This window comes from Pseudomonas sp. JAI120 (assembly GCF_014207255.1).
GTDB lineage: Bacteria > Pseudomonadota > Gammaproteobacteria > Pseudomonadales > Pseudomonadaceae > Aquipseudomonas.
This window is the reverse complement of sequence record NZ_JACHCZ010000004.1, coordinates 580,369-605,702: the sequence shown is the minus strand read 5'-3', so window position 1 is coordinate 605,702 and position 25,334 is coordinate 580,369. Positions and strand designations below refer to the sequence as shown.

The 25,334-nt window shown below is 62.6% G+C and carries 16 protein-coding genes; all 16 read left to right on the top strand.

Going from position 1 to position 25,334, the window contains the following annotated elements; translation table 11 throughout:
- Positions 1–23: 23 nt before the first annotated feature.
- The 16 genes from HDC32_RS23650 (at position 24) to HDC32_RS23575 (ending at position 25,327) form a co-directional block, all read left to right on the top strand.
- Positions 24–6,359 (top strand): Ig-like domain-containing protein, encoded by a 6,336-nt coding sequence (locus tag HDC32_RS23650; RefSeq protein ID WP_184745682.1) that lies wholly within the window; start codon positions 24–26, stop codon positions 6,357–6,359.
- A gap of 40 nt (positions 6,360–6,399) precedes the next feature.
- A complete protein-coding gene (locus tag HDC32_RS23645; RefSeq protein WP_131700493.1) occupies positions 6,400–7,914 on the top strand; it encodes a TolC family protein in 1,515 nt (504 codons plus the stop codon).
- On the top strand, positions 7,898–8,509 hold the full coding sequence (gene cysC / locus HDC32_RS23640; RefSeq protein ID WP_131700494.1) for an adenylyl-sulfate kinase: 612 nt from the start codon (positions 7,898–7,900) through the stop codon (positions 8,507–8,509). Before HDC32_RS23645 ends, cysC begins: the two co-directional genes overlap by 17 nt.
- Before the next feature lie 9 nt (positions 8,510–8,518).
- Positions 8,519–8,764, top strand: a complete 246-nt coding sequence (locus HDC32_RS23635) for a DUF2789 domain-containing protein (RefSeq protein ID WP_184745680.1) — start codon at positions 8,519–8,521, stop codon at positions 8,762–8,764.
- Between the two features lie 239 nt (positions 8,765–9,003).
- On the top strand, positions 9,004–9,414 hold the full coding sequence (locus HDC32_RS23630; protein ID WP_065941015.1) for a MarR family winged helix-turn-helix transcriptional regulator: 411 nt from the start codon (positions 9,004–9,006) through the stop codon (positions 9,412–9,414).
- Positions 9,411–11,489 carry an FUSC family protein gene (locus tag HDC32_RS23625; RefSeq protein WP_184745678.1) on the top strand — a complete coding sequence of 693 codons (2,079 nt, stop codon included), beginning with the start codon at positions 9,411–9,413 and terminating at the stop codon, positions 11,487–11,489. The genes HDC32_RS23630 and HDC32_RS23625 overlap by 4 nt, the downstream gene beginning before the upstream one ends.
- On the top strand, positions 11,486–11,695 hold the full coding sequence (locus tag HDC32_RS23620) for a DUF1656 domain-containing protein (protein WP_012721577.1): 210 nt from the start codon (positions 11,486–11,488) through the stop codon (positions 11,693–11,695). The genes HDC32_RS23625 and HDC32_RS23620 overlap by 4 nt, the downstream gene beginning before the upstream one ends.
- Positions 11,692–12,582, top strand: coding sequence for an efflux RND transporter periplasmic adaptor subunit (locus HDC32_RS23615; RefSeq protein ID WP_090401202.1), 891 nt, complete (start codon positions 11,692–11,694; stop codon positions 12,580–12,582). The genes HDC32_RS23620 and HDC32_RS23615 overlap by 4 nt, the downstream gene beginning before the upstream one ends.
- A complete protein-coding gene (locus tag HDC32_RS23610) occupies positions 12,579–14,021 on the top strand; it encodes an efflux transporter outer membrane subunit (RefSeq protein WP_184745676.1) in 1,443 nt (480 codons plus the stop codon). The genes HDC32_RS23615 and HDC32_RS23610 overlap by 4 nt, the downstream gene beginning before the upstream one ends.
- Before the next feature lie 95 nt (positions 14,022–14,116).
- Positions 14,117–14,749 (top strand): NADH:ubiquinone oxidoreductase subunit N, encoded by a 633-nt coding sequence (locus tag HDC32_RS23605; protein WP_131700499.1) that lies wholly within the window; start codon positions 14,117–14,119, stop codon positions 14,747–14,749.
- Between the two features lie 149 nt (positions 14,750–14,898).
- Complete coding sequence (locus HDC32_RS23600; protein ID WP_167656027.1) at positions 14,899–16,395, top strand: YdgA family protein; 1,497 nt, start codon at positions 14,899–14,901, stop codon at positions 16,393–16,395.
- 439 nt (positions 16,396–16,834) lie between these two features.
- Positions 16,835–19,315 (top strand): poly-beta-1,6 N-acetyl-D-glucosamine export porin PgaA, encoded by a 2,481-nt coding sequence (pgaA, locus tag HDC32_RS23595; RefSeq protein WP_184745674.1) that lies wholly within the window; start codon positions 16,835–16,837, stop codon positions 19,313–19,315.
- Positions 19,316–19,327: 12 nt separating this feature from the next.
- A complete protein-coding gene (gene pgaB / locus HDC32_RS23590) occupies positions 19,328–21,331 on the top strand; it encodes a poly-beta-1,6-N-acetyl-D-glucosamine N-deacetylase PgaB (RefSeq protein ID WP_184745672.1) in 2,004 nt (667 codons plus the stop codon).
- A 2-nt stretch (positions 21,332–21,333) separates the two neighbouring features.
- Complete coding sequence (gene pgaC / locus HDC32_RS23585) at positions 21,334–22,674, top strand: poly-beta-1,6-N-acetyl-D-glucosamine synthase (RefSeq protein ID WP_167656025.1); 1,341 nt, start codon at positions 21,334–21,336, stop codon at positions 22,672–22,674.
- A 2-nt stretch (positions 22,675–22,676) separates the two neighbouring features.
- A complete protein-coding gene (pgaD, locus tag HDC32_RS23580; protein ID WP_131700504.1) occupies positions 22,677–23,150 on the top strand; it encodes a poly-beta-1,6-N-acetyl-D-glucosamine biosynthesis protein PgaD in 474 nt (157 codons plus the stop codon).
- A 455-nt stretch (positions 23,151–23,605) separates the two neighbouring features.
- A complete protein-coding gene (locus HDC32_RS23575; RefSeq protein ID WP_131700505.1) occupies positions 23,606–25,327 on the top strand; it encodes a ShlB/FhaC/HecB family hemolysin secretion/activation protein in 1,722 nt (573 codons plus the stop codon).
- The last annotated feature ends 7 nt before the right edge of the window (positions 25,328–25,334 follow it).

The following is a 25,334-nucleotide window of genomic DNA, read 5'->3' as shown; positions in this document are numbered from 1 at the left end:
GCGTTCGAGTTCAGGTGATCGTCATGTGGTGGAGCAAAGGCAAATCGCGTGTAACCGAGGGTGCACACGCCCTGGCATCGCCAATGATCATGTTCCTGGAGCCGCGAATGCTGTTCGACGGTGCGGTGGCGGCAACCGTGGCCGATGCCGCGCAGCCGGATGCCCAGCCCACGGCCGAGGCGGTCAAGACCCCCACGGCGGATCAGCCGGCGGACACTCACGCGCCCCAGGGCCAGGTCGATGCGACCCACGCGGCGGTGCCGGGCAAAAGCGTGCTGTTCGTCGACTCCCGAGTCAAGGATTCCGCCAGCCTGCTCGAGGGCGTGGCGCCCGGTACCCAGGTGATACAACTGGATGCGACCAAGGACGGTTTGCAGCAGATCGCCGATTACCTGGACAGCCACCAGGGCGTCAGCTCGGTGCAGATCATCGCCCACGGTAACGCCGGCGATTTGTGGCTTGGCAACAGTTACCTGTCGGCGGATAACGTCCAGACCCGCAGCGAGGTACTGGCGCAGATCGGCCAGGACATGAACGTCGGTGGCGACATCCTGATCTATGGCTGCTACACCGCCGAAGGCGAGCGTGGCTTGAGCCTGGTCGATTCATTAGCGCAGTTGACCGGCCGCGACGTGGCGGGGTCAAACGACCGCACCGGCCTGGGTGGCGACTGGGACCTGGAAATCGCCACAGGCAATATCGAAAGTGCCAACGTGTTGTCGGCCAGCGCCATGAGCGAGTATCAATGGGGCCTGGCCACTTGGACCGCCACCAACAATTTCAATAGCGGCGTGGGCTCCCTGCGCGCCGCCTTGGCGTCTGCACAGAACGGCGACATCGTCACCTTCAATGCCGGCATGACCATCGGGCTGACGTCGGTGCTGGTGGTCGATAAAAACATCACCATCGACGGTGACCTCAATAACGACAACGTTGCTGACGTGACCCTCGACGGCCAGTACCGCACCCAGATCATGAACGTGACGTCCGGCACCACGGCCACGCTTGATGGCCTGGTGATTACCCGGGGGATGAAGGCGGGCGATGGCGGTAACGGCGGTGATGGTGCGCTGGTGTCCCAGGGCGGCGGTATTTACAACGCCGGCACCTTGACCCTGAAAAACGTCACGGTGACCGCCAACGCCGCTTCGGGCGGTGGCGGCGGTGGGGGTGTAACGCCGCAGTACGCCGGCGGCGGCGGTGGTGGTGGTGGCGCGATCACCGGAGGTACCGGTGGCAGGGGGGGCGATACGCTCAACTCCACGGGCTCCAACGGCTCGGCGGGGCAAGGCGGTGCAGGCGGTGGCTTCTTCAACATCGGCGGGCGTGGCGGTTCCACCACCGGTGGTGCGGGCGGCGCGGCGTATCCGGGCTACAGCACCGGTTCGGCTGGCGGTAGCGCGGTCAGTGGCGGATTGTCCATTGGCGGCGGCGGCGGCGGTGACGGGTACAACGACATCGGCGGCGCTGGCGGCGGCGCGGTGGGGGGGATCTACAACGACACCGGCGCGACCCTGCGGATCATCGGCAACACGGTCATCTCCAACAACGTCGGCGCGGGCGGCGGCGGTGGCGGTGGCGGCGCGGGTGGTGGCTACTTGCAAGCGGGCGGAGCGGGCGGCGTCGGTGTCGGTGCCATCTGGAACAAAGGTTCGATCCTGATGACCGCAGCCAACTTCGCTGCCCTGGCCGGCAGCGTCAGCAACGTCGGCGGCAGTGGCGTGGGTGGCACAAGTGCGGGCACTGCGGGTGTTTCGCCTGCGTCGGTGGCCAACATCTACAGTGATGGCGGCACCCTCGACACCAACTATGTGCCGGACGAGACGCCACCCACAGCGACCGTCGTGGTCGCCAATACCAGCCTGAACTCCGGCGGTACGTCGTTGGTGACCATCACCTTCTCCGAAGCCGTGACCGGCCTCACTGCGGCAGACCTGACGGTGCAGAACGGCAGCGTCGGCACCTTGACCACTGGCGACGGCGGAATTACTTGGACGGGAACGTTGACCGCGGCCAGCAATATCGCCGACACCACCAATATCATCACGCTGAACAACACTGGCGTGGCCGACCTGGCCGGTAACGCCGGCGTGGGCACCACCGACTCGAACAATTATGTGGTCAACGATACCGTGGCGCCGACCGCATCCATCGTGATCGCCGACACGGCCCTCAGGATCGGTGAAACCAGCCTGGTGACCATTACCTTCAGCGAAGCGGTGAGCGGTTTCACCACCGCCGACCTGACCGTGGCCAATGGCTCTCTCACGGGCCTGAGCAGCAGTGACGGTGGTATCACCTGGACGGCCACGCTGACGCCGGACGCGGTGATCACCGATGCGACGAATCTCGTTGTCCTCAATAACACGGGTGTGTCGGACCTCAATGGCAACGCTGGCGTGGGGACCACCAACTCCAACAACTACGCCATCGACACACAACGCCCCACCGCCACTGTCGTGGTGAGCGACACCGCGCTGCGCATCGGTGAAACCTCCGGGGTGACCATCACCTTCACCGAGGCCGTGAGTGGTTTCACCCTCGCCGACCTGAGCGTTGCCAATGGCGTGTTGAGTGGGCTGAGCAGCAGCGATGGCGGCATTACCTGGACCGCGACGCTCACCCCGAGCGCCAGCACCAGCGACATCACCAACCTGATCACCCTGGACAACACCGGCTTGAGTGACCTGGCGGGCAATACCGGCAGTGGCACCACCGACTCCAATAACTATGCCGTCGATACTCTGCGCCCGACCGCCACCATCGTGGTGGCCGACAACGCCTTGAGCATCGGCGAAACGTCCCTGGTCACGATTACCTTCAGTGAGGCGGTGACCGGTTTCACCCTGGCCGACCTGACCGTTGCCAATGGCGTATTGAGCGGGCTGAGCAGCAGCGATGGCGGCATCACCTGGACCGCGACGCTCACCCCAAGCGTCAGCACCAGCGATGCCACCAACCTGATCGTCCTGGCCAATACCGGTGTGGCGGACGCGGCCGGAAATGTTGGCAGTGGTACCACCAGCTCCAACAACTACGCCGTCGACACCCAGCGCCCCAGCGCTACCATTGTGGTGGCCGACAACGCTTTGAGCGTCGGCGAAACCTCGCTGGTGACCATCACCTTCAGCGAAGCGGTGACAGGTTTTACCAGCGCCGACCTGACGGTCGCCAACGGCACGCTTACCGGCCTGAGCAGCGGCGACGGCGGTATCACCTGGACCGGCACGCTCACGCCGAGCGCCAATACCAGCGATGCCAGCAACCTCATCACCCTGGACAACACTGGCGTGAGTGACGCGGCGGGCAACGCTGGCAGCGGCACCACCGACTCCAACAACTACGCCATTGATACCCTGCGCCCGACCGCGACCATTGTGGTGGCCGACAACGCGCTGAGCATCGGCGAAACGTCCTTGGTCACTATCACCTTCAACGAGGCGGTGACCGGTTTCACCCTGGCCGACCTGACCGTCGCCAACGGCAGCCTCAGCGGCTTGAGCACCAGCGACAACATCACCTACACCGCGACCTTCACCCCAAGCGTCGGCACCAGCGATGCCACTAACCTGATCACCCTCAGTAACACCGGCGTCGTGGATGGGGCGGGCAACGTCGGCAGCGGCACCACCGACTCCAACAATTATGCCGTCGACACCCAACGCCCCACCGCGACCATCGTGGTGGCTGACAACGCGTTGAGCGTCGGCGAAACCTCGCTGGTGACCATTACGTTCTCCGAGGCGGTCAACGGTTTCGACAATTCGGACCTGAGCGTGGCCAACGGCACGTTGAGCGCGGTCAGCAGCAGTGATGGTGGTGTCACCTGGACTGCCACCTTCACACCGGCCCTCGGTGTCAGCGACACGTCCAATGTGATTACCCTGAACAATACCGGCATCAATGATGCTGCGGGCAACACAGGTACCGGCACCACCAGCTCCAACAACTACCAGGTCGACACCAACGTGCCGACGGCGACCATCGTCATCGCCGATACCACGCTAAGTATTGGCGAGACATCGTTGGTCACGGTGACCTTCAACTCGGCGGTCAGCGGGTTCGACAATGCGGACCTGACCGTCAGCAACGGCACACTCGGCACCATGAGCAGCACCGACGGCGGCGTCACCTGGACCGCCACGTTCACACCGAGCTCCAGTATTTCCGACACCAGCAACGTGATCACCCTGGACAATACCGGCTTGGTCAACGGCGCAGGCAACGCAGGCGTGGGCACCACCGATTCGAACAACTACGCCGTCGACACGGTGCGGCCGACCGCGACCATCGTCGTGGCCGACACCGTCATTGCCGTCGGCGAGACCTCACTGGTGACCATTACCTTCAGCGAGGCCGTGACGGCGTTCACCAGTGCTGACCTGACCGTCGCCAACGGTGTGGTTTCGGGGCTGAGCAGCAGTGACGGCGGCATCACCTGGACGGCGGCCTTTACGCCGACCAATGGCGTCACCGACACCAGCAACGTCATTACGCTTAACAGTGGAAGCGTCGTTGACTTGGCCGGCAACGCCAACGTTGGCACCACCGATTCCAACAATTACGCGCTGGATACCCAGCGCCCAACCGCAACGATCGTGCTGGCCGATTCCAACCTGAGTGTCGGCGAAACCTCGTTGGTGACCATTACCTTCAGCGAGGCCGTGAGCGGTTTCAGCAACGATGACCTCAGCGTTGCCAACGGTACCCTGAGCGCTGTCAGCAGCAGCGACGGCGGCGTGACCTGGACCGCAGTCTTCACCCCGACCCTCGGTGTGCGGGACACCACCAACCTGATTACCCTGGACAACACCGGCGTGAGTGACGCGGCGGGCAATACCGGAACCGGTACCACCGATGGCGCCAACTACAGCATCGATACGCAGGTGCCGACGGCAACCATCGTGGTCGCCGATACATCGCTGAACATCGGTGAAGCCTCGCTGGTAACCATCACCTTCAGCGAAGCGGTGAGCGGTTTCGACAACAGCGACCTGGCCGTCAGCAATGGCACGCTGAGCAACGTGTCGTCCTCCGACGGCGGCATCACCTGGACGGCCATGTTCACGCCGAGCGCGAGTATTTCCGATGCCAGCAACGTGATCACGTTGGACAATGCCGGCGTGAGCAATGTCTCCGGCAACGCAGGTGTCGCCACCACCGACTCCAACAATTTCACGATAGACACCCAGCGCCCAACCGCGACGATCTCCGTGGCTGACAACAACCTGGGCATCGGGCAGACCACCACGGTGACCATCGGCTTCAGTGAAGCGGTCAGCGGTTTTGATCTGTCGGACCTGAGCGTGGCCAATGCTGTGTTGTCCAACCTGGCCAGCAGCGATGGCGGTAAAACCTGGACCGCCACCTTGACGCCGACGGCGGCCATCAGCGATGCCACCAACCTGATCGTAATGGATACCAGTCTGGTGAATGATGCAGCGGGTAACGTCGGCAGCGGAATCGTAATTTCCAACAACTTTGCGATTGATGGGGAGCGGCCTACTGCGACCATCAGCCTAGCTGACCCCAGCCTGACAGTTGGCCAGACCACCACCGTGACCTTCACCTTCAGCGAGAAAGTCACCGGTTTCGACCTGGATGACCTCAGCGTCGCCAACGGCACCTTGTCCAATCTGGCCACCAGCGATGGCGGCAAGACCTGGACCGCGACCCTGACGCCGACGGCGAATATCAACGACCCGAGTAATTTCATCACCCTCGACACCAGCCTGGTGGCTGACCTGGCTGGCAACGCCGGCAGCGGTTTTGCCAACTCCGATAACTTCGGGGTCAACACCCTTGCACTGACCGGCGACCCGCTGTTTCGCGTCACCGACCCGGTTGCGCCCCAGGACGCGCCGAACCCGCCGTTGCAGCCCATCATTTTCGGCCGCCCAAGTGGCGACCTGGGTTCACCCATCGGCTTCCCGCCGCTGTTTGAACAACGTGAAATGGGCGCAGGCCTGCCGCCGATCGGCCGTATTTTCATCAACGACGGCGCCTCGTCACCCAGCTATATCGCCCAGGTGTTCAGTACCGATGGCAGTGGCGACGGCAGCGGCAGCGGCAGCGGCAGTGGTTTCCTCGGCTTCGGCGGTGGCGACGGCGGGGTGTTTGGCTCAAGCACGTTGTCGGGCCTGTTCAACCGCGACACCGGTGGCAACGATAGCGGCTTCAAGGCGTTCGACAGCAAGTCGATCAAGGGCGGCGGCGAGGCGGCCCAAGGCCTGCGCGGCGTCTTTGGTGCACCGACCCTTGGCCAGCAATTGCAACAGCTCGACGACAAACAACATCGCCAGGTAATCGACCTGGCCCACGCACTGCAACAGATCGGCATCAGCGAAATGCAGGCTTGAATACAACTAATTTCGAGGCAGGAACAGGGGCAGTACAAGGATGAATACACGTCATAAGGTGTTCGGCGCCAGCTTGCTGGTGCTGGCGATCAGCGGTTGCGCGGTCACCAGTAAGCCGATTGAACGCAGTGTCAGCGAGCAACGCGCCCGCAATGATCTGCAAGGCATGTACACGGGACAGGAACCCCTCAGCGGCCCGCTTACCTTGCACCAGGCCATGGCCCGCGCAGTGAAATACAACCTCGAAGGCCGCTTGAAGGTGATGGAAGAAGCCTTGGCCAAGCGCCAGTCGGACCTGTCCAGCTTTGACATGCTGCCGCGTATGGCGCTGTCCGCCGGCTACGCCGGGCGCAACAATACTAACGCCTCCAGCAGCCAGAGCGTGCTCACCGGTACCCAGTCCCTGGAACCCTCGACCTCTCAGGACCGCGACCGTCGTGTGGCAGACTTGACCATGGTGTGGAACGTCCTCGACTTCGGCGTCAGCTACATCAGTGCCAAACAGCAGGGCGACCAGCGCCTGATCATCCAGGAGCGTCGCCGCAAGGTCATCAACACCATCGTCCAGGACGTGCGCTCGGCCTATTGGCGAGCGGTGGCGGCCGAGCGTCTGCTGACCCAGATCGACAGCCTGATGGCGCGGGTCGACCAGGCCCAGACCGACAGCCAGAGCATGAGCGAGCAGCGCATCGGCGACCCGGTCCAGGCCCTTGGCTACCAGCGCTCATTGATCGAAGCCACACGCCAGTTGCAGGAACAGCGCCGCGCCTTGTCCCTGGCCAAGACCGAACTGGCAACCTTGATCAACCTGCCCATGGGCACTGACCTGAAACTGGCCACGCCGGACGATTACGTGGTGCCCCAACTCAAGGTCAACCTGGCGAGCCTGGAACAGGAAGCCCTGGCCAATCGCCCGGAATTGCGCGAGCAGGACTACCAGACCCGCATCAGTGCTGCCGAAACCCGCAAAGCCATGCTGCGCCTGCTGCCCGGCCTGGAGTTTTCCGCCGGTGGCCACTACGACAGCAACTCGTTCCTGGTGGACAACCGCTGGGCCGACTACGGCGCCAAGATCACCTGGAACCTGTTCAACGTGATCTCCGCCCCGGCCGCCATCGACGTCGCCAAGGCCGGTGAAGAAGTCGCCACTGCAAGGCGCCAGGCCATGTCCATCGCGGTACTGGCCCAGGTCTACGTGGCCAACGCCAACTTCCAGGATGCCGTGCGCCAGTTCAAGACCAACGAACAACTGGCCAATATCGACGGGCAGATCCTCACCCAGCTGCGCAACCGCCACCAGGCGGCGGGCCTGGGCGAACTCGACCTGATCCAGGGCGAGCTCAACACCCTGCAAGCCGACCTGCGCCGTGACCTGGCCTACGCCGACCTGCGCAACGCCTACGGCCAGATCTTCGCCAGCGCCGGGCTCGACCCGCTGCCGGAGCAACTGGACTCCGACCGCGTGCAAAGCATCGCCACCGCCCTGGCCAGCCGTGAATCGGCCTGGGCCGCCGGCAACATCGCCGCACCGGTGCCGCGTGCCGTCGCCCAATAACCTGGTGGCGCCGACGGCGAGCATCACGCGCCGTCAACGCGAGGCGCGCAATGGCCATCGTGCAGTGGCGATCCTGCTCACCGGCTTGCCCGCCTCGGGCAAGTCGACCCTGGCCCAGGGCCTGCAGGCCGCGTTCTTCGAGCAAGGGCGCCAGAGCATCGTGCTCGACGGCGATGCCTTGCGCGTGGGACTCAACAAAGACCTGGGCTTTGCCGAGAGCGACCGCCTGGAAAACATCCGCCGCGCCAGCGAACTCGCGGCGTTGCTGGTGGACAACGGGCAGATCGTGATCCTGGCGCTGATTGCGCCCCTGGTGCAATTGCGCGAGGTCTTCGCCGAGCGCCTGGGCGCCGATTATCGCGAAGTGTGGTGCAATGCTTCGCTGGCGGTTTGTGAGCGGCGCGACCCCAAAGGTCATTACGCCCGCGCACGCCGGGGCGAACTACCGGGGTTTACCGGCATTGGTTCGCCGTACGAACCACCGCCCCACGCGTCGCTGGAACTGGATACCGGCGTGCTGTCGGCACAGCAGGGCGTCGAGCGGTTGTTGGCCTGGTTGGCGCCTGAACTAGACTCTGGGCATTCATCTTCTTAGGAGCCCGCCATGCAATCGCCCGTGCACAGTTTGCCGTCACTGTTCAAACAGCTTGGGCTGCCGGATGACCCGGTCAGTATTGATCAGTTTGTGACCGCCCACTCGCCACTCAAGCCGGATCTGAAATTGGCAGATGCGTTTTTCTGGACGGAGAGCCAGAAAGCGTTTTTGCGCGAGGAAATTCTGGACGATGCGGATTGGGCGGAAGTGGTGGATGAGTTGAATCTGATGTTGCGGGGTGGGCGAGGGGTGTAAATGTGGGAGGGGGCTTGCCCCCGATGGCGGTGGATCATCTAACGAATCTGTTCACTGACACTCCGCTATCGGGAGCAAGCCCCCTCCCACATTCGTCCAGCGGTGTTGCCACTGAATCGCTCCACCCATCGCTAAATTGTTTCAAAACTTGACGCATCTAGCGCCTTTCTTCATATTGATAGTTAGCAAACTAACTGTATGCGAACTATCCAGTGCCTCAATCCCTCGAACAACTCCAGATGAACCTCAGCAGCAGCATGGTGGTGGGCGCCCGTAACTGGCGCAAAATCTGCCAGAGCACGCTGGTGAGCTATGGCATCTCAGAAGCCTGCGCCGTGCCGCTGTTGATGATCGGCCGCCTGGGCGACGGGGTGCATCAGGTCAAAGTGGCCCAGGCGTCGGGGATGGAAAGCCCGTCGCTGGTGCGTCTGCTCGACCGGCTGTGCCATGACGGCTATGTGTGCCGTACCGAAGACATCCACGACCGCCGCGCCAAGGCCCTGAGCCTGACCGAGCGTGGGCGCGAGTTGGTGCAGGCGGTGGAGGTGCAATTGGTGCGCCTGCGCCGCGAAGTGCTGGCGGACCTTCCGACCGCCGATATGGAAGCCGCACTGCGCGTACTGCGGGCCTTTGAGGCGGCGACGCTTTGAACGGATTTTTTACCGGTTTTCCGCCCGCCCGTGACTGGTTCTATGGGGTTCGTACCTTCGCCGCGTCGATGATCGCGTTGTACATCGCCATGCTGATGCAAATGCCGCGTCCGTACTGGGCGATGGCTACGGTGTATATCGTCTCCAGCCCGTTTGTCGGTCCTACCAGTTCCAAGGCGTTGTACCGCGCCATCGGCACCTTGATGGGGGCGGCGGCGGCGGTGTTTTTTGTGCCGATGTTTGTGCAATCGCCGTACATCCTGGTGGTGGTGATCGCACTGTGGACGGGCACCTTGCTGTTCCTCTCCATGCACCTGCGCACCGCCAACAACTATGCCTTGATGCTCGCCGGCTACACCTTGCCGCTGATCGCCCTGCCGGTGGTGGATAACCCGCTGGCGGTGTGGGATGTGGCCGAGGCGCGCACAGAAGAAATCTTCCTCGGCATTGCGGTCGCAGCGGTGGTGGGCGCGATGTTCTGGCCACGGCGGCTGATGCCGGTGTTCGATGGCGCGGTGGCCAAGTGGTTCAGCGACGCCCAGGTCTACAGCCAGCGCTTTCTCACCCGCAATGTGCAGCCGGAAGAAGTCAGCACCCTGCGCGGCGGCATGGTTGCCACCTTCAATACCCTTGAATTGATGATCGGCCAGTTGCCCCACGAAGGCGCGCGGCCGCAGACGGTGCGCAATACCAAGGAATTGCGCGGGCGCATGATCCACCTGCTGCCGTTGGTGGAGGAACTCGACGATGCGCTGTATGCCGTCGAACAGCGTGCGCCGCAGTTTCTAGAGCAACTGACGCCGCTGCTGGATGCCACCCGGCAGTGGCTGGAAAACACCACCGAAAGCGCACCGCTGGAACGCTGGCGCGCCCTGCGTGACCAGGTCGACGCCCAGCAACCCCACGGCGAAGCTTTGGATGACCGCCACACGCTGCTGTTCTCCAACGCCCTCTACCGCCTCGGTGAGTGGATCGACCTGTGGCAAGACTGTCGCAGCCTGCAAGCCGCCATCCAGTGCGAAAGCCAGGACACCTGGCGTGCCGTGTACCGCCACTGGCGCCTGGGCCGGCTCACGCCGTTCCTCGACCGTGGCCTGATGTTCTACTCGGCGTTTTCCACCGTCACCGCGATCATCGTCGCTTCGGTACTGTGGATTCTGCTGGGCTGGACCGACGGCGGCAGCGCGGTGATCCTGGCAGCGGTGGCCTGCAGCTTTTTCGCCTCGATGGACGACCCGGCACCGCAGATCTATCGGTTCTTTTTCTGGACCGCCATGTCGGTGCTGTTCGCCAGCCTCTATCTGTTCCTGGTCCTGCCCAACCTGCATGATTTCCCGATGCTGGTACTGGCGTTCGCGGTGCCGTTCATCTGCATCGGCACGCTGACCGTGCAGCCACGTTTTTACCTGGGCATGCTGCTGACGCTGGTGAACACCTCGTCGTTCATCAGCATCCAGGGCGCCTACGACGCAGACTTCCTCAACTTCGCCAACGTCAACCTGGCCGGGCCCGTGGGCCTGCTGTTCGCCTTTGTGTGGACGTTGATCGCACGGCCCTTCGGCGCCGAACTGGCGGCCAAGCGCCTGACCCGTTTCAGCTGGCGCGACATCGTCGGTCTGACCGAGCCCGCTACTCTGAACGAACACCGGCACCTGGCCGCACAAATGCTCGACCGCCTGATGCAGCATCTGCCGCGCCTGGCGTTGATCAACCAGGACACCGGCAGCGCCCTGCGCGACTTGCGCGTGGCATTCAACCTGCTCGACCTGCTGGCCTATTCGCCGCGCATCCTCGGCGTACCGCGGGTGCTGCTCAACCAAGTGGTGGAAGGTGTGGGCGGTTACTTCAAAGCCTGCCTCAAGGCGGGTGAACGCTTGCCCGCGCCCAGCGGTCTGCTGATGACCCTCGACCGCACGCGCCGCGCCCTCAACGGCCAGGGCCTGCAAGACGAAGACGATACCCGCCTGCACCTGCTGCACGCGCTGGCCGGCCTGCGCCTGGCCTTGTTGCCGGGTGTGGAATTCATTGGCGGCACGGAGATGGAAGCGCCGCTACCCGATGGAGCGCCTTTATGATCGGTGACCTGGACATCAGCGGTGTGTTCCTGCCCACGCTGCTGGTGCTGATGGGCATTACGTACGTGTTATTCCTGGTGGTTCACGGGCTGTTGACCCGCGTCCACTTCTATCGCCTGGTCTGGCACCGGGCATTGTTCAATGTGGGGCTCTACGCGCTGTTGCTGGGCGCGGTGGACTCACTCAGTCGATACCTGATGACATGAAAAAACCTTTTTTGACCATCGGCCGTGTAGTCCTGACGTTGTTGATCGTGAGCTTCGCGGTCGTCGTTGTGTGGCGCATGGTCATGTACTACATGTTTGCCCCCTGGACCCGTGACGGCCACATCCGTGCCGACATCGTGCAGATCGCGCCCGACGTGTCCGGGCTGATCCAGCGCGTCGATGTACGCGACAACCAACTGGTGACCAAGGGGCAGGTACTGTTTGCCGTGGACCAGGACCGCTTCAAGCTGGCCCTGCGCCAAGCCCAGGCCGCCGTGGCCGACCGCCAGGAAACCCTGGCCCAGGCCCAGCGCGAGTACAAGCGTAACCGTGGCCTCGGCAACCTGGTGCCCAGCGAGCAACTGGAAGAAAGCCAGTCCCGCGTTGCCCGCGCCCAGTCGGCCCTGGCCGAAGCGCAAGTGACGGTGGATTCGGCCCAACTCAACCTCGATCGCTCCGTCATCCGCAGCCCGGTAGACGGCTACGTCAACGACCGCGCGCCGCGTACCCAGGAATTCGTCACCGCCGGGCGGCCGGTGCTGTCGGTGGTGGACAGCAATTCCTTCCATATCGACGGCTACTTCGAAGAGACCAAACTCGACGGCATCCACGTCGGCATGGGCGTCGACATCCGTGTGATCGGCGACAACGCCCGTCTGCACGGCCATGTGCAGAGCATCGTCGCCGGTATCGAAGACCGCGACCGCAGCAGCGGCTCGAACCTGCTGCCCAACGTCAACCCAGCGTTCAGCTGGGTGCGCCTGGCCCAGCGGATTCCGGTGCGCATCGCCTTTGACGATGTGCCGGCGGACTTCCGCATGATCGCCGGGCGTACGGCGACCGTGTCGATCATTGGCGACAAACCCAACGAGGGAGCCAAGCCATGAAGCAGCTTTGGGCAACCGCTGCGCTGGGGTTGTTGCTGTCGGCCTGCCAAGTGGTGGGGCCGGATTACAAGCTGCCGCCAACGTCCGCCGTCAACCGCAGCGACCTGCAAGGGCAACTGGCGGACGAGGGCAACAACGTGGTGTCGGCGCCGGTGCCGGCCGACTGGTGGAAGCTCTACAAAGACCCGCGCCTGGACGAGTTGGTGCGCCAGGCCATGGCCTCCAACACCGACCTGCGCGTGGCCGCTGCCAACTTGCAGCGCGCGCGTTATCAGACCCAACAAGCTGAATCTGCCGGCGGCTGGAGTGCCGGCGCCAAGGCCGAGGTGCAGCGCCTGCAGGAATCCGGCGAAGCGTTTTTGCAGGCGGACAAAGTGCCGGTGGATAACATCGGCAGCGTGGGCATTACCACCTCGTATCAATTCGACCTGTTCGGCACCTTGCAACGTGGCATCGAAAGCGCCCAGGCCAGCGCCGATGCGGCCCAGGCCGCCGCCGATATCGCGCGCATCACCCTGGTGGCCGATGTGGTGCGCTCCTACACCCAGGTGTGCGCGGCCAACGAAGAACTGGCGATTGCCAACGAGTCCCTCGACCTGCAAGCCCAGAGCACCAAACTGACCCAACGCCTGCGTGACGCGGGCCGTGGTGATGAAACCCAGGTCACCCGCTCGCAAACCCAATACAAATCCTTGCGCGCCGACATGCCGCGCTATGAAGCGGCGCGCCAGGCCGGGCTGTTCCGCCTGTCGATGCTGCTGGCCAAGCCAGTGGACCAACTGCCGGCGGGCACCGGCACCTGCGCCGAGCTGCCGCACATCGCCCAATTGTTGCCGGTGGGCGACGGCGCGGCACTGCTCAAGCGTCGCCCCGACGTGCGCCAGGCCGAGCGCCAACTGGCCGCCGCCACCGCACGTATCGGTGTGGCCACCGGCGCCTTGTACCCGGACATCGCCATCGGCGCCACGGTGGGCACCGTGGGCCTGCTCGACAACCTCGGCCAGCCGGCGACCAACCGCTGGGGCTTCGGCCCGATGATCAGCTGGACGGTGCCGACCAACGGCGCCCGTGCGCGTATCCACGAAGCCGAAGCCGCGACCCAGGGCGCCCTGGCGCATTTCGACGGCGTGGTCCTCAACGCCATCCGCGAAACCCAGACCGGCCTGGCGCAATACACCGCCGTGTTGCAACGGCGCGAGGCGCTGGCGGACGCCGAGCACTCGGCCCAAGAGGCTGCGGACCAGACCCACCGGTTCTTCCAGGCCGGCCGCGAATCGTTTCTCGCCGACCTGCAAGCCACCCGCACCTACACCGCGATGCGTGCGCAGCTGGCGGCGGCAAACACTCAGGTTGCCATGAGCCAGATCGATCTGTTCCTGGCCCTGGGCGGCGGCTGGGAAAGCGGACGAACGCAAGCGTTACAGCCCGGCAAACCCTGAGCGAATGACTATGCTTTGTCAGGTGGAGCGCACTGCGGTTTGACGGGCAGGTGCTCCCCTGACACTGCTCGCGTTTGCTCATGGGGATTCCAATAATGAAAAACCCTTATGCTCCCGCTTTCTGGTGCGTGCTCTTCGCACTGGTGTTGTTATCGGCCGCGTATTTCTACGGCGTCATGCTCGCCCATCAACTCGACAAGGCCATGGTGTTTCTCGACAGCGCCTGCCTGGTGATCGGCACCCTGTCCATCGGCGTCGTCGCCTGGGCCTCTTACCAAAATCAACGGGTCAAGAAAAAACTCCTGGAACAAGGCAAGACCCGCGTAGCGATCTGGGACACCAAGGTGGCGCTGCGCCGCGTCGAAACCGTGTTCGACCGCTATTTCTGGGGCAGCTACTGGCAGCCGGGGCGCACCTTCCAGGAGGTCATGGGCGACCTCACCGGCACGCCTCTGGAAAAAAGCCTCGAAGTCCTGAAAAAACAGTGTGTATTGCTGGATCGGCAGGTCGCCGAGGGCCGGCATTGGCTGAATAACGCGCGGGAATTGTCCGACGTTGCCACGCAGATGGCCCGTGAGCGCTACCAACTGGACTTCTGCGACCCCAAGTCCGACACCCCCGGCAATGCGGTCATACACCGCGAGTTTGAGGTGCTGGTATACACCTGGACGGCACGCCTGAAGAGTTTCGACCACCAACTCGACGAGATCGAATTGGAGTATTCGTGAACCAACTGCACGCCTGACCCCTCTGAGAAAGCTGGGCCGTTCGCGGCTGCCAGTGCTAATCTTCTCCCCGTTTTCGGCGGGCTTGAGCCAACCCCAACAGGGTTCAAGGAAGACAGCCCACTTCTCACAGGATTTGATCAGGTCACTTCATGAATAAGCCAGCAGTCGTTCTTTTGGGTTTTGTTGTCGCCGTAGGCGTCGTCAGTGCAGGCGGCGCCTGGTACACCGGTAAACAGCTGGAGCCGGTGCTGCAAACCGCGATCCAGAACGCCAACAAGGAACTGCAGACGTCCATGGCCGGCGTCGATGGCACCGTGGCCCTGGAGCTGGTGTCCCTGGAGCGTGGCGTATTCAGCAGCACCGCCCATTACCGCTTGAAAGGCCAGGGTTCGGTCTTCGGCGAAGAAAACCCTAATCCGGAACTGCTGTTCGTCGACCATATCGAACACGGCCCGCTGCCGTTCTCGCGTCTGGTGACGCTCAAATGGCTGCCGGTCATGGCCACCAGTCACTACGAACTGGAAAAGAACGCCACCACCGAGAAGTGGTTCGCCGCCGCCAAAGACGTATCGCCGCTCAAGGGCGTGGCCAATATCGGCTATAGCCGTTCGGTCAACGGCAACATCGAATTGCTTCCCCTGGAGTTCAAGGACGCCGCAGCTTCGGCGAGCTTCTCTGGCGCCAACCTGAATTTCGACAGCACCGCCGAAGGCCAGAAGGTCAAGGCTGACGGCTTCATGAACAGCTTCAAGATCGCCGGGCTGGATGGCAAGGGCGAACACTTCGAAGCTGAATTGTCTGGCCTGACCATCGCCAGCAACCTGGAAAAATCCACCTTTGGCTTCTACACCGGGCAAAACACCGTTGAGCTGACCGACAGCAAGTTCACCTTCGGCCCGCAGAAAGCCGTGTTGACCGTCAAAGGCTTCGAGCAGAAAGACTCCAGCGAAACCAAGGACAACAACCTGGCCGGCCGTGTCGACTACAAGATCGACGAGATCGGTTACCAAGGCAAACCCGTGGGTTCGGCGGCCATGGCCCTGAGCATGAAGAATGTCGACATCCCTGCCATGCTGGTGCTGACCAAGCTTTACCAGGACAAGATGCAGCCGGTGCAAGCCGCCGCCGCAGCGGGCGAGCCTGCACCTGAGCTGCAACTGAATGAAGCCGAGCAGGCCCTTGCCGAAGCGAACGTCAACCAGGTACTGGCCGCCAAGCCGCAACTGGCGGTGGAAAACCTTTCCCTGAAAACCACCCATGGCGAAAGCAAGTTCAACCTGCTGGTGGACCTGGCCAAGCCGGCGTCCATGGAGCTGCCGCCGGTTGAACTGGGCAAGCAGATGATTGCATTGCTGGACGCCAACCTGACCCTGTCCAAGCCGATGATAGGTGACGTCGCCGCCCTGCAAGCGCAACTCGGTGGCGTGAGCGACCCGAAAGCCATCGAACAGCAGTCCCAAATGGCCGCCGAGATGGTCAGCGGCATGGCGGTCGGCACTCAGTTGGCGACTCTGGTCGGCAGCGACGTAGTGTCCAAGCTGCACTACGCCAACAATGAAGTGACCTTCAACGGCCAGAAGATGACCGTCGAGCAATTCATTGGGTTTGTGATGGCCAAGGTCGGCGCGGTCAGCGGCGCTCAGTAAAGAGTTCGCCATCGCCCCGAAGTAAATAATGTGGGAGGCCCCACTACCTTTGCGACCTAGCGCTGTCGCACAGCAAACTGGGTCTCTGTGGCGAGCGGGCTTGTCCCGCGTTGGGGTGCGAAGCGCCCCTGATGAAGGCGAATGCGCTATATCAAGCACTCCTCGCCTGGTTTTGGGGCTGCTGCGCAGCCCAACGCGGGACAAGCCCGCTCGCCACAAGGCTGGCACCCCGTTATCGCAGGCAAGTCCGCTCCCACATTCACATTTCAGGCGGGCCGCGCAATTCTGAACAATTGTTCTGAATTGGTCTTCTTCCTACTTTCCTGAGAGATAGTTCGCACAGGAAAGCTAGGCCGGGTCATTAGACGCCGGCACCCTGCGGCAACTCGCTCAGGACCACTTATCGTTACAGCTTTCCGTGTGTAAGGAAGCTCACGATATGTTGCGAAACCTACCACTCAGTGCATCAGGCCGGTTGCGACTGCTCGTCGGGGCAGCCTTATGCAGCCAATTACTGATGCCTGCCTTCGCCATGGCCGATCCGGCCTATGACGCGCTGATTATTCAGGCGCGCAACGGCAACTTCACCCCCGCCCTGACCCAATTGCGCCAGTTGTCTGCCGAACGCCAGACGCCAGGCCAGGTCAGCGATCATGTGGTGATCGCCGGTTGGGCCGGCCAGGATGCCGAAGTGTTGAAGGTGTACGAGGCCCAGGGCAAACATCGCAACATCAGCACCCAGGCGCTTGCCACCGTCGCGCGTACCTATCGCAACCAGCAGCAATGGTCCCTGGCCGAGGCGGTCTATCGCCAGGCGTTGCTGCGTGAGCCGAATAACGTTGACCTGCAATTGGGCCTGGCCCTGACCCAGGCCGACGGCGGCAAGGCTGACGAAGCGCTAAAACGCATCCGCGCATTGGTCGCCGCCAAGCCCGATGACCCTAACCGGCGCATGGCCCTGGGGTACGCGCTGACCCGTGCCGGCTTGGACTACGACGCGCTGTTTGAATTCGACCAGGCGTTTATCCGCGCTGGCGACAAGCCTGAAGTCGCTCGCGAATACATCGTCGCCCTGCAAAAGGCTCGTCTGCCGGAAGCGGCGTTGCGCCTGTCCGCCCAGCGTCCGGGCCTGGTGGACGCGGTGACCCAGCGCCGCCTGGAAGGTGACCTCGCCGCCGAACGGGTGCGCATGGCCGAGTTCGCCACGCGCAGCGAAAAAGAACGCTATGTGATTGCCGACCGCGCCCTGGCGGACTACGACAAACTGCTCGCCCGCTGGACCCCGGACGCCACTGCCCATGACGATGTGGTGCGCTGGCGCATCGACCGCCTGGGTGCGCTCAAGGCACGGGCACGCACTGCCGAAGTGATCAGCGAGTACGAAGCCCTCACGGCCCAAGGTGTGCAGCTGCCGACGTACGCCGTGCGTTGGGTCGCAGCGGCCTACCTCGACCAGCGCCAGCCAGAAAAGGCTGCGCCGCTGTATCGCCAGGCGGTGACCGCTCCGGACGCAGACGTAGGTGATCATGTTAAAGACAGCAGCGCCCTGTTCTACGCCTTGTTGGAAAGCGACCAGGTGGAAGAGGCGCGGGCAGTCGCCAATAACCTGGCCAGCACCGAGAAGCCCCGGGTTGAACTCAAGGGCCTGCCCATCGGCAACCCTAACGATGAATGGATGGACGCCCAGCAGCTGGCAGCCCAGGCCGGTACGTATGGCGCTGACCTCAACGCCAGCGAAGAAAGCCTGGAGGCCCTGGGCAATAAAGCCCCCGGCAGCATCGGCGTACGTCTGGCCCAGGCCGAGATGTACCGTGCCCGTGACTGGCCGAGGCGCGCCGAAGATTCACTCAAGGAAACCGAAAACCAGAGCCCGCGCGACATCGGCGTGGAAATGTCCCAAGGCTTCACGGCGTTGGATTTGCAGGAGTGGCGCCAACTCGACCTGCTCACCGACGATGTCGTCGCCCGCGCGCCGGAAAACCGCCAGGTACAGCGCCTCAAACGCCTGCGCGATGTGCACGACATGGCTGAAGTCCGCGTGGAGGCCTACACCGGTAAAAGCTTCGGGGGCGGCAACGACCAGGAAGCCGGTGCGGTGTCCGGCAGCCGTGACTGGGGCATTGAAACCGTGATCTACACCCCGCCCATCGACGAAGACTGGCGCCTGTTCGCCGGTGTCGGTTATGGCACCGCCGACTTTGCCGAAGGCACTGGTCATCATCGTTGGCAACGCGTCGGCGTGGAGCGGCGTACCCGTGACATGACCCTCGAAGCCGAGGTCTCCAACCATTCCTACGGCTTTGGTTCCAAACAAGGCGCGCGGCTGTCGATTGCCCGGGACATCAACGACCACTGGCAATACGGCGGCAGCCTGGATTACCTCTCGGCCACTACTCCGTTGCGGGCGCTTAATACCGACGTCACGGCCAACGGCGGCAGTGGTTTTATCCGCTGGCGCGCCAATGAGAGCCGGGAGTGGAAACTCACAGTCAGCCCGTCCCATTTCAGCGATGGCAACGACCGGGTCGAAGCCTTGCTCACCGGCCGCGAGGGTGTCTACAGCTCGCCCAAGGTGCAAGTGGAGTTAGGCCTGGACGTCAGCGCCAGCCGCAACAGCAAGGAAGATACGTTGTACTTCAACCCCAAGTCGGACTTCGGCGTGTTGCCCACCGTCACCGTCAACCATGTGCTCTATAACCGCTACGAGACCCAGTGGAGTCAGCAGTTCCAGGTCGGTGCGGGCACCTACAGCCAGCGAGATTATTCCACCGGCGGTGTCGGCCTGATCGGCTATGGCCAACGCTTTCGCTGGAACGACGTGCTGGAAGCCGGCGCCAACCTGAGCCTGGTCAGCCGACCTTATGACGGTGAGCGCGAACGCGATCTGCGCCTGCTCGTCGACCTCACTTACCGTTTCTAGAAGAGCCTGACCATGACCCTCCTCAGCCGTTGCTTGTTGGTCCTGGGTATATTGCTGGCCGCCGCCTGCGCCCAGCAACCCGCGCCATTCACCCCGCCCGCCGAGCGGCCGATCCTGGCCGCCGAAGCGCCGTGGCCGAAGAACCACTTTTTGGGCATTGCCTACCACGATGTCGAGGACAACGATCCCGACCAGGCAGTGGTGGCCGTGCGCACCGAACGCTTGATCGAGCAGTTGGCCTGGCTACGGGAGAATGGGTACCAGGCGGTCAGTGTGGACCAGGTCCTTGCCGCTCGCCGGGGCGGGCCGACACTGCCGCCCAAAGCCGTCATGCTGAGCTTCGACGACGGTTATTCGAGCTTCTATACCCGCGTGATGCCGATTCTGCGGGCGTATCACTGGCCGGCGCTGCTGGCGCCAGTGGGTAGCTGGATCGATACACCGCTCAACCAACCGGTGGATTTCGCCGGTACGCCCCGGCCCCGTGGCGACTTTCTGACCTGGCAGCAGATTCGCGAAGTGTCCCAGTCCGGCCTGGTGGAAATCGCTGCCCACACCGATGCCAATCACAAAGGCATCCTGGCCAACCCCCAGGGCAACCTGGAGCCCGCCGCCACCACACGGCGCTTTGATCCGGCGACCAATCGCTACGAAACCGAGGCACAGTTCCAGGCACGGATGCGTGCCGACGTGGTCGCGATTTCCAACAAAATCCGTACGGTCACCGGCAAGGCGCCTCGGGTATGGGTATGGCCGTATGGCGCTGCCGACGGCACCTCGCTGGCGGTGGTGGGTGAGCACGGCTATGAGATGGCGCTGACCCTGGACGACGGCCTCGACGACTCGAAAAAACTGATGAACAGCCCGCGCTTCCTGGTGGATTCCGACCCGGACGGCGAGCACTTCGCGAGCAGCATTGTCTCGGTGCAGACCAAGGCCCCGCTGCGCGTACTGCATGTGGATCTGGATCACGTCTACGACCCCGATCCGGTGCAACAGGCGCATAACCTCGACGTGCTGGTGCAGCGTGTGGTGGATATGGGCTCCGTGACCGTGTTCCTGCAAGCCTACGCCGACCCCAAAGGTGACGGCCTGGTACGTTCGCTGTACTTCCCCAACCGGCACCTGCCGATGCGGGCCGACTTGTTCAACCGTGTCGCCTGGCAGTTGCACACCCGTGCCCGGGCCAGCGTGTTTGCCTGGATGCCAGTACTGAGTTTCGACCTTGATCCCAAACTGCCACGCGTCACACGCTGGGATCCGGAAACCGGCAAGGTCGGCCCTGATCCCGACCAATACCAGCGCTTGTCGCCGTTCGATCCGAAAGTGCGGCAGATGATCGGCGAGATTTACCAAGACCTGGCGAGCACCGGCAACAGTGCCATCGATGGCGTGCTGTACCACGATGACGCGCTGCTCAGCGATTTCGAAGACGCCAGCCCCGCAGCGCTCAAGGCCTATGCCGCCAATGGCCTGCCCAACAGCATCGCTGCGCTGCGCGCCGACCCGGCCATCATGCAACGCTGGACCCGTTTCAAGAGTCGCTACCTGATCGACTTCACCAACGAATTGACCGCCAAGTTCCGCGCCATCCGTGGTCCGCAGATACAAACCGCGCGCAATCTCTTCGCCGAGCCGATGCTCAACCCCGGCAGCGAAGCCTGGTTCGCACAGAACCTCGACGATTTCCTCCAGACCTACGACTGGACTGCGCCGATGGCGATGCCGCTGATGGAAGGCGAGACACTCGAGAACTCCAATGCCTGGCTGGAAAAACTGGTGGCGACGGTCAAGGCGCGCCCCGGCGCACTGGAGAAAACCGTATTTGAGCTGCAAGCCAAGGACTGGCGCACCAAGGCCGCACCCGATATCAGCGGTACGCAATTGGCCGAATGGATGAATGTGCTCAAGCGCCAGGGTGTCACGAGTTTTGGCTACTACCCGGACAACTTCCTGGAAAACTCCCCGGACTTGAAGACAGTGCGTCCGGCCCTTTCCAATCAATGGAACCCTTGACCATGTTCGACAGAATCCTGGCTATATTCGTACTCGCGCTGGTATTGGGTGTGCCCCTGGGCCTGATCTTTCTGGTCACCGGGCAGTTCCTGATGGACTTCGTGTTCTTCTATCCGCTGTTCATGTCGGCGCTGTGGATCGCCGGCGGGCTGTACTTCTGGCTGCACTGGGAGCGCCACTGGCCCTGGGAAGAAGACACCCCGGCGCCTGCCCTGGCCGGCAACCCGCTGATCTCGATCATCATCCCTTGCTACAACGAAGGGGATAACGCCGCCGACACCATCCATGCGGCGCTGGGCCAGCTGTACCCGAATATCGAAGTGATCGCGGTCAACGACGGTTCCAAGGACAACACCGCCGCCGTCCTCGATGCCCTGGCGCTGGAGCATCCACGCCTGCGGGTGCTGCACTTGGCGCAGAACCAGGGCAAGGCCGTGGCCCTGCGCATGGGCGCGGTGGCCTCGCGCAGCGAATACCTGGTGTGCATCGACGGCGATGCGTTGTTGGATAAAAACGCGGCGGCCTACATGGTCGCGCCGATGCTCGACAACCCGCGCCTGGGTGCGGTCACCGGCAACCCGCGCATTCGCACACGCTCGACCTTGATCGGCCGCGTGCAGGTGGGCGAGTTCTCCTCGATCATCGGCTTGATCAAGCGCACCCAGCGCGTATTCGGGCGAATCTTCACGGTCTCGGGTGTGGTGGTGGCGTTCCGTAAAAAGGCGCTGGACCGCATCGACTACTGGAGCACTGACATGATCACCGAGGACATCGATGTCAGTTGGAAGCTGCAGCTCGATCACTGGAGCATTTTTTACGAGCCGCGTGCACTGTGCTGGATCTTGATGCCCGAGACCGTCGGCGGCCTGTGGAAACAGCGCCTGCGCTGGGCCCAGGGTGGTGCTGAAGTGTTGTTCAAAAACATCCGGGGTATCTGGCAATGGCGCCATCGCTACCTGTGGCCGCTGATGTTCGAATACTGCCTGTCCACCGGTTGGGCCTTCACCTTCCTGCTCTCGGTGATTTTCTGGGGCCTGGGTAAATTCATCGTGCTGCCACCGGCGATCACCGTGGACTCCCTGGTCCCGCCGGCCTTTACCGGCCTGGTGCTGGCGATGGTGTGCCTGGTGCAGTTTGCGGTGAGCATCCTGATCGACCGCCGCTATGAGAAAGACCTGTGGAAAACCCTGTTCTGGACCGTGTGGTACCCGATGGTGTTCTGGCTGGTCAGCCTGTTCACCACCCTGGTCAGTTTCCCCAAGGTGCTGTTCAACCAGCACCAGAAGCGCGCGCGCTGGGTCAGCCCGGATCGCGGTATCAAACCTGTTGAAGAGGAGGCGTGATCATGAAACTGGTCAGAACCCGCCAAAGTACCGTGATGTGGCTCATCGATGTGTTGTTGACCCTGATGGCCTGGGCCGGGTTGGTCTGGCTACTGGCGCGCGGGATCACCTCGATGCTGAACACCCACGGCGGCCCACGCATCGAGGCGCCGATTTTCGCGGCGCTGAACACCTTGCAGATCTACCTGTGGATCGCACTGTTCAACGCCGTGATCCTGGTCACCTGGGCACGCTACCAGCAACGCAAGGGGCGCAAGTTCGCCCAGCGGCGCGCCGAGGCCAAGGCGCTCAGCGATCAGAACCTGAACGAGAGTTTCAGCCTGGCCGAGGGCGACCTGGAGCAACTGCGCCGACCGGGTGTACTGGTGATTCACAACGACGAAGACGGCGGCGTGGCGGAAGTCAAAGCCCACGTCTCCCGCGACGTGGAAAAACAAGGATTGACCCTGGTGCCCGAGAAAAAAGACGTCAGCTAAGGACTGTAAATCCAATCCAATGTGGGAGGGGGCTTGCTCCCGATAGCGGTGGTTCAGCTAATGAATACTTGGCTGACACACCGCTACCGGGGGGGCAAGCCCCCTCCCACAATTGTCTATCCACTCGACCTCGAACATGAATGTCGACAAGTGGGACCCAATTCACAAAAACGCCGCGAACTATTCGGTTCTTTTCGGTACTAACTTATCTCGGAAGAACTTAGTGGCCAAATACTGGCAGTTATAAGTTCATTCGATAAATCGCTATCAAAAGAGCTGCCGCCTGTCGGAATAGTACTTCGAGTTTCAGGCCGCCTGTATTTTTGATGATTATTTATTGTTAGTAATCAAATAGTTGTGAGATTAACGAGTGCGAATGTGCAACTGGCTCAGCTTCTTGGGTTGGCGCAAGTTCAATGTTAGTTTCGCGGCCCTTGATTTTCGACGGACCGAATATGTTTTTTTTATTGCCACGGACTCGGTATTTCCTCTGCACGTTGCTGCTCGCCTATATGAGCGCAAACAGTGCCATGGCCGCTCCTACGCCCGGGGACCAGGACCTGATCCGCGACCGTCAGAATCGCCTGCTCGAAGAGCAACAGCGGCGCCTGCAGGAACTCCAGGATCTGCCCGGCAAAGCGGCCAAGCCCGAGGCCCCGGCCACGCCGGCAGATACCCGTTGCTTCCCCATCCAGGACATCGAACTCAAGGGCGCCGACAGCCTGTCCGCCGCCGACCGTACCCGCCTGCTCAAACCCTACATCGGCCAATGCCTGGGCGTTACCCAGCTCAACGAACTGCTCAAGGTCATCACCGACTACTACATCGCCAAGGGCCACGTCACCAGCCGCGCCTACCTGCCGCAGCAGGACCTGTCCAGCGGCCATCTGCAAGTGCTGGTGGTCGAAGGCAAACTCGAAGGCATAAAGGGCGCCCAGGGCAGCACGGTCACCGACCGCGAACTGGCCATGGCGTTTCCCGGCAAGGTCGGTGAAGCGCTCAACCTGCGCGAAGTCGAACAATTGGTGGATCAACTGAGCCGCCTGCCGTCCAAACAGGCGCAAATGGAGTTGACCCCCGGCACGCAGATCGGCGGCAGCGAAGTGCTGGTCAAAAACCAGCCGCAAAAACCCTGGCGCGCCAGCCTGTCGCGCAACAACGACGGCCAGAAAAGCACCGGCGAACAGCAGTGGGGCGCCGGCCTTGAGTGGGACAGCCCGCTGGGCCTGGCCGATCAACTGATCCTGCGCGGTGGCCACGACGCCATCAGCGACCACCAGAAAACCTCGAAAAACAGCATGCTGTATTACAACGTGCCGTGGGGCTGGTGGAACTTCAGTTACACCTACAGTGAGAGCGAGTACCGCACGCCGGGCGACCTTGACGGCTACAAGTACAAGCAAACAGGCGACAGCCAGAACCACCAGCTCCGTGCCGAGCGCGTGGTGCATCGCGATGACGTGAGCAAGACCTCGGTCAACGTCGGCCTGACCCATCTGCGCACCAACAACTACTTCAACGACGAGCGCCTGGACGTCAGCAGCAACCGCCTCAGCGAGTTCCAGGTGGGCATCAACCACGGGCGCCGCATCGGTAGCGCCTTCGTCAACCTGGATGTCGGCATGCAGAACGGTACCGGTGCCTTTGACGCCCAAAAGGACGACCAGGAACGCATCCGCGGCAACCTCACCCCAACCCCGCGCTACCGCAAATACACCGCCACAGTGAGCTACCTGCAACCCTTCATGCTGTGGGGCGAATCGTTGAGTTTTTCCAGCCTGGCCACCGGACAGCGCAGTGAAGACGTGCTGTATCCGGCGCAACGCATGAGCCTCGGCGGCTCGTACTCGGTGCGCGGGTTCAAGGACCAGCAACTGACCGGCGACAGCGGCGGCTACTGGCGCAACGAAGTGCGCTGGGCACGCCCGGTGACCCTCGACTGGATGCGCCCCGCCTTTGCCGAATACGGCGCCAGCGTCGGCTATGACCAGGGCGTGATTCGCAACGATCGCTACAACGATGACCAGCACGGCAGGGTGTCGAGTAACTCCCTGGAGCTGTTCGCTCGCGGCAAAAACGTCAGCACCAGCGTGACCTTTGCCCACTCCCTGGAGCGACCTGGCGTGATGACCGAGCGCGAAGCGCCGATCTATTTCCGCCTGGATTTCTACCTGTAATTCAACG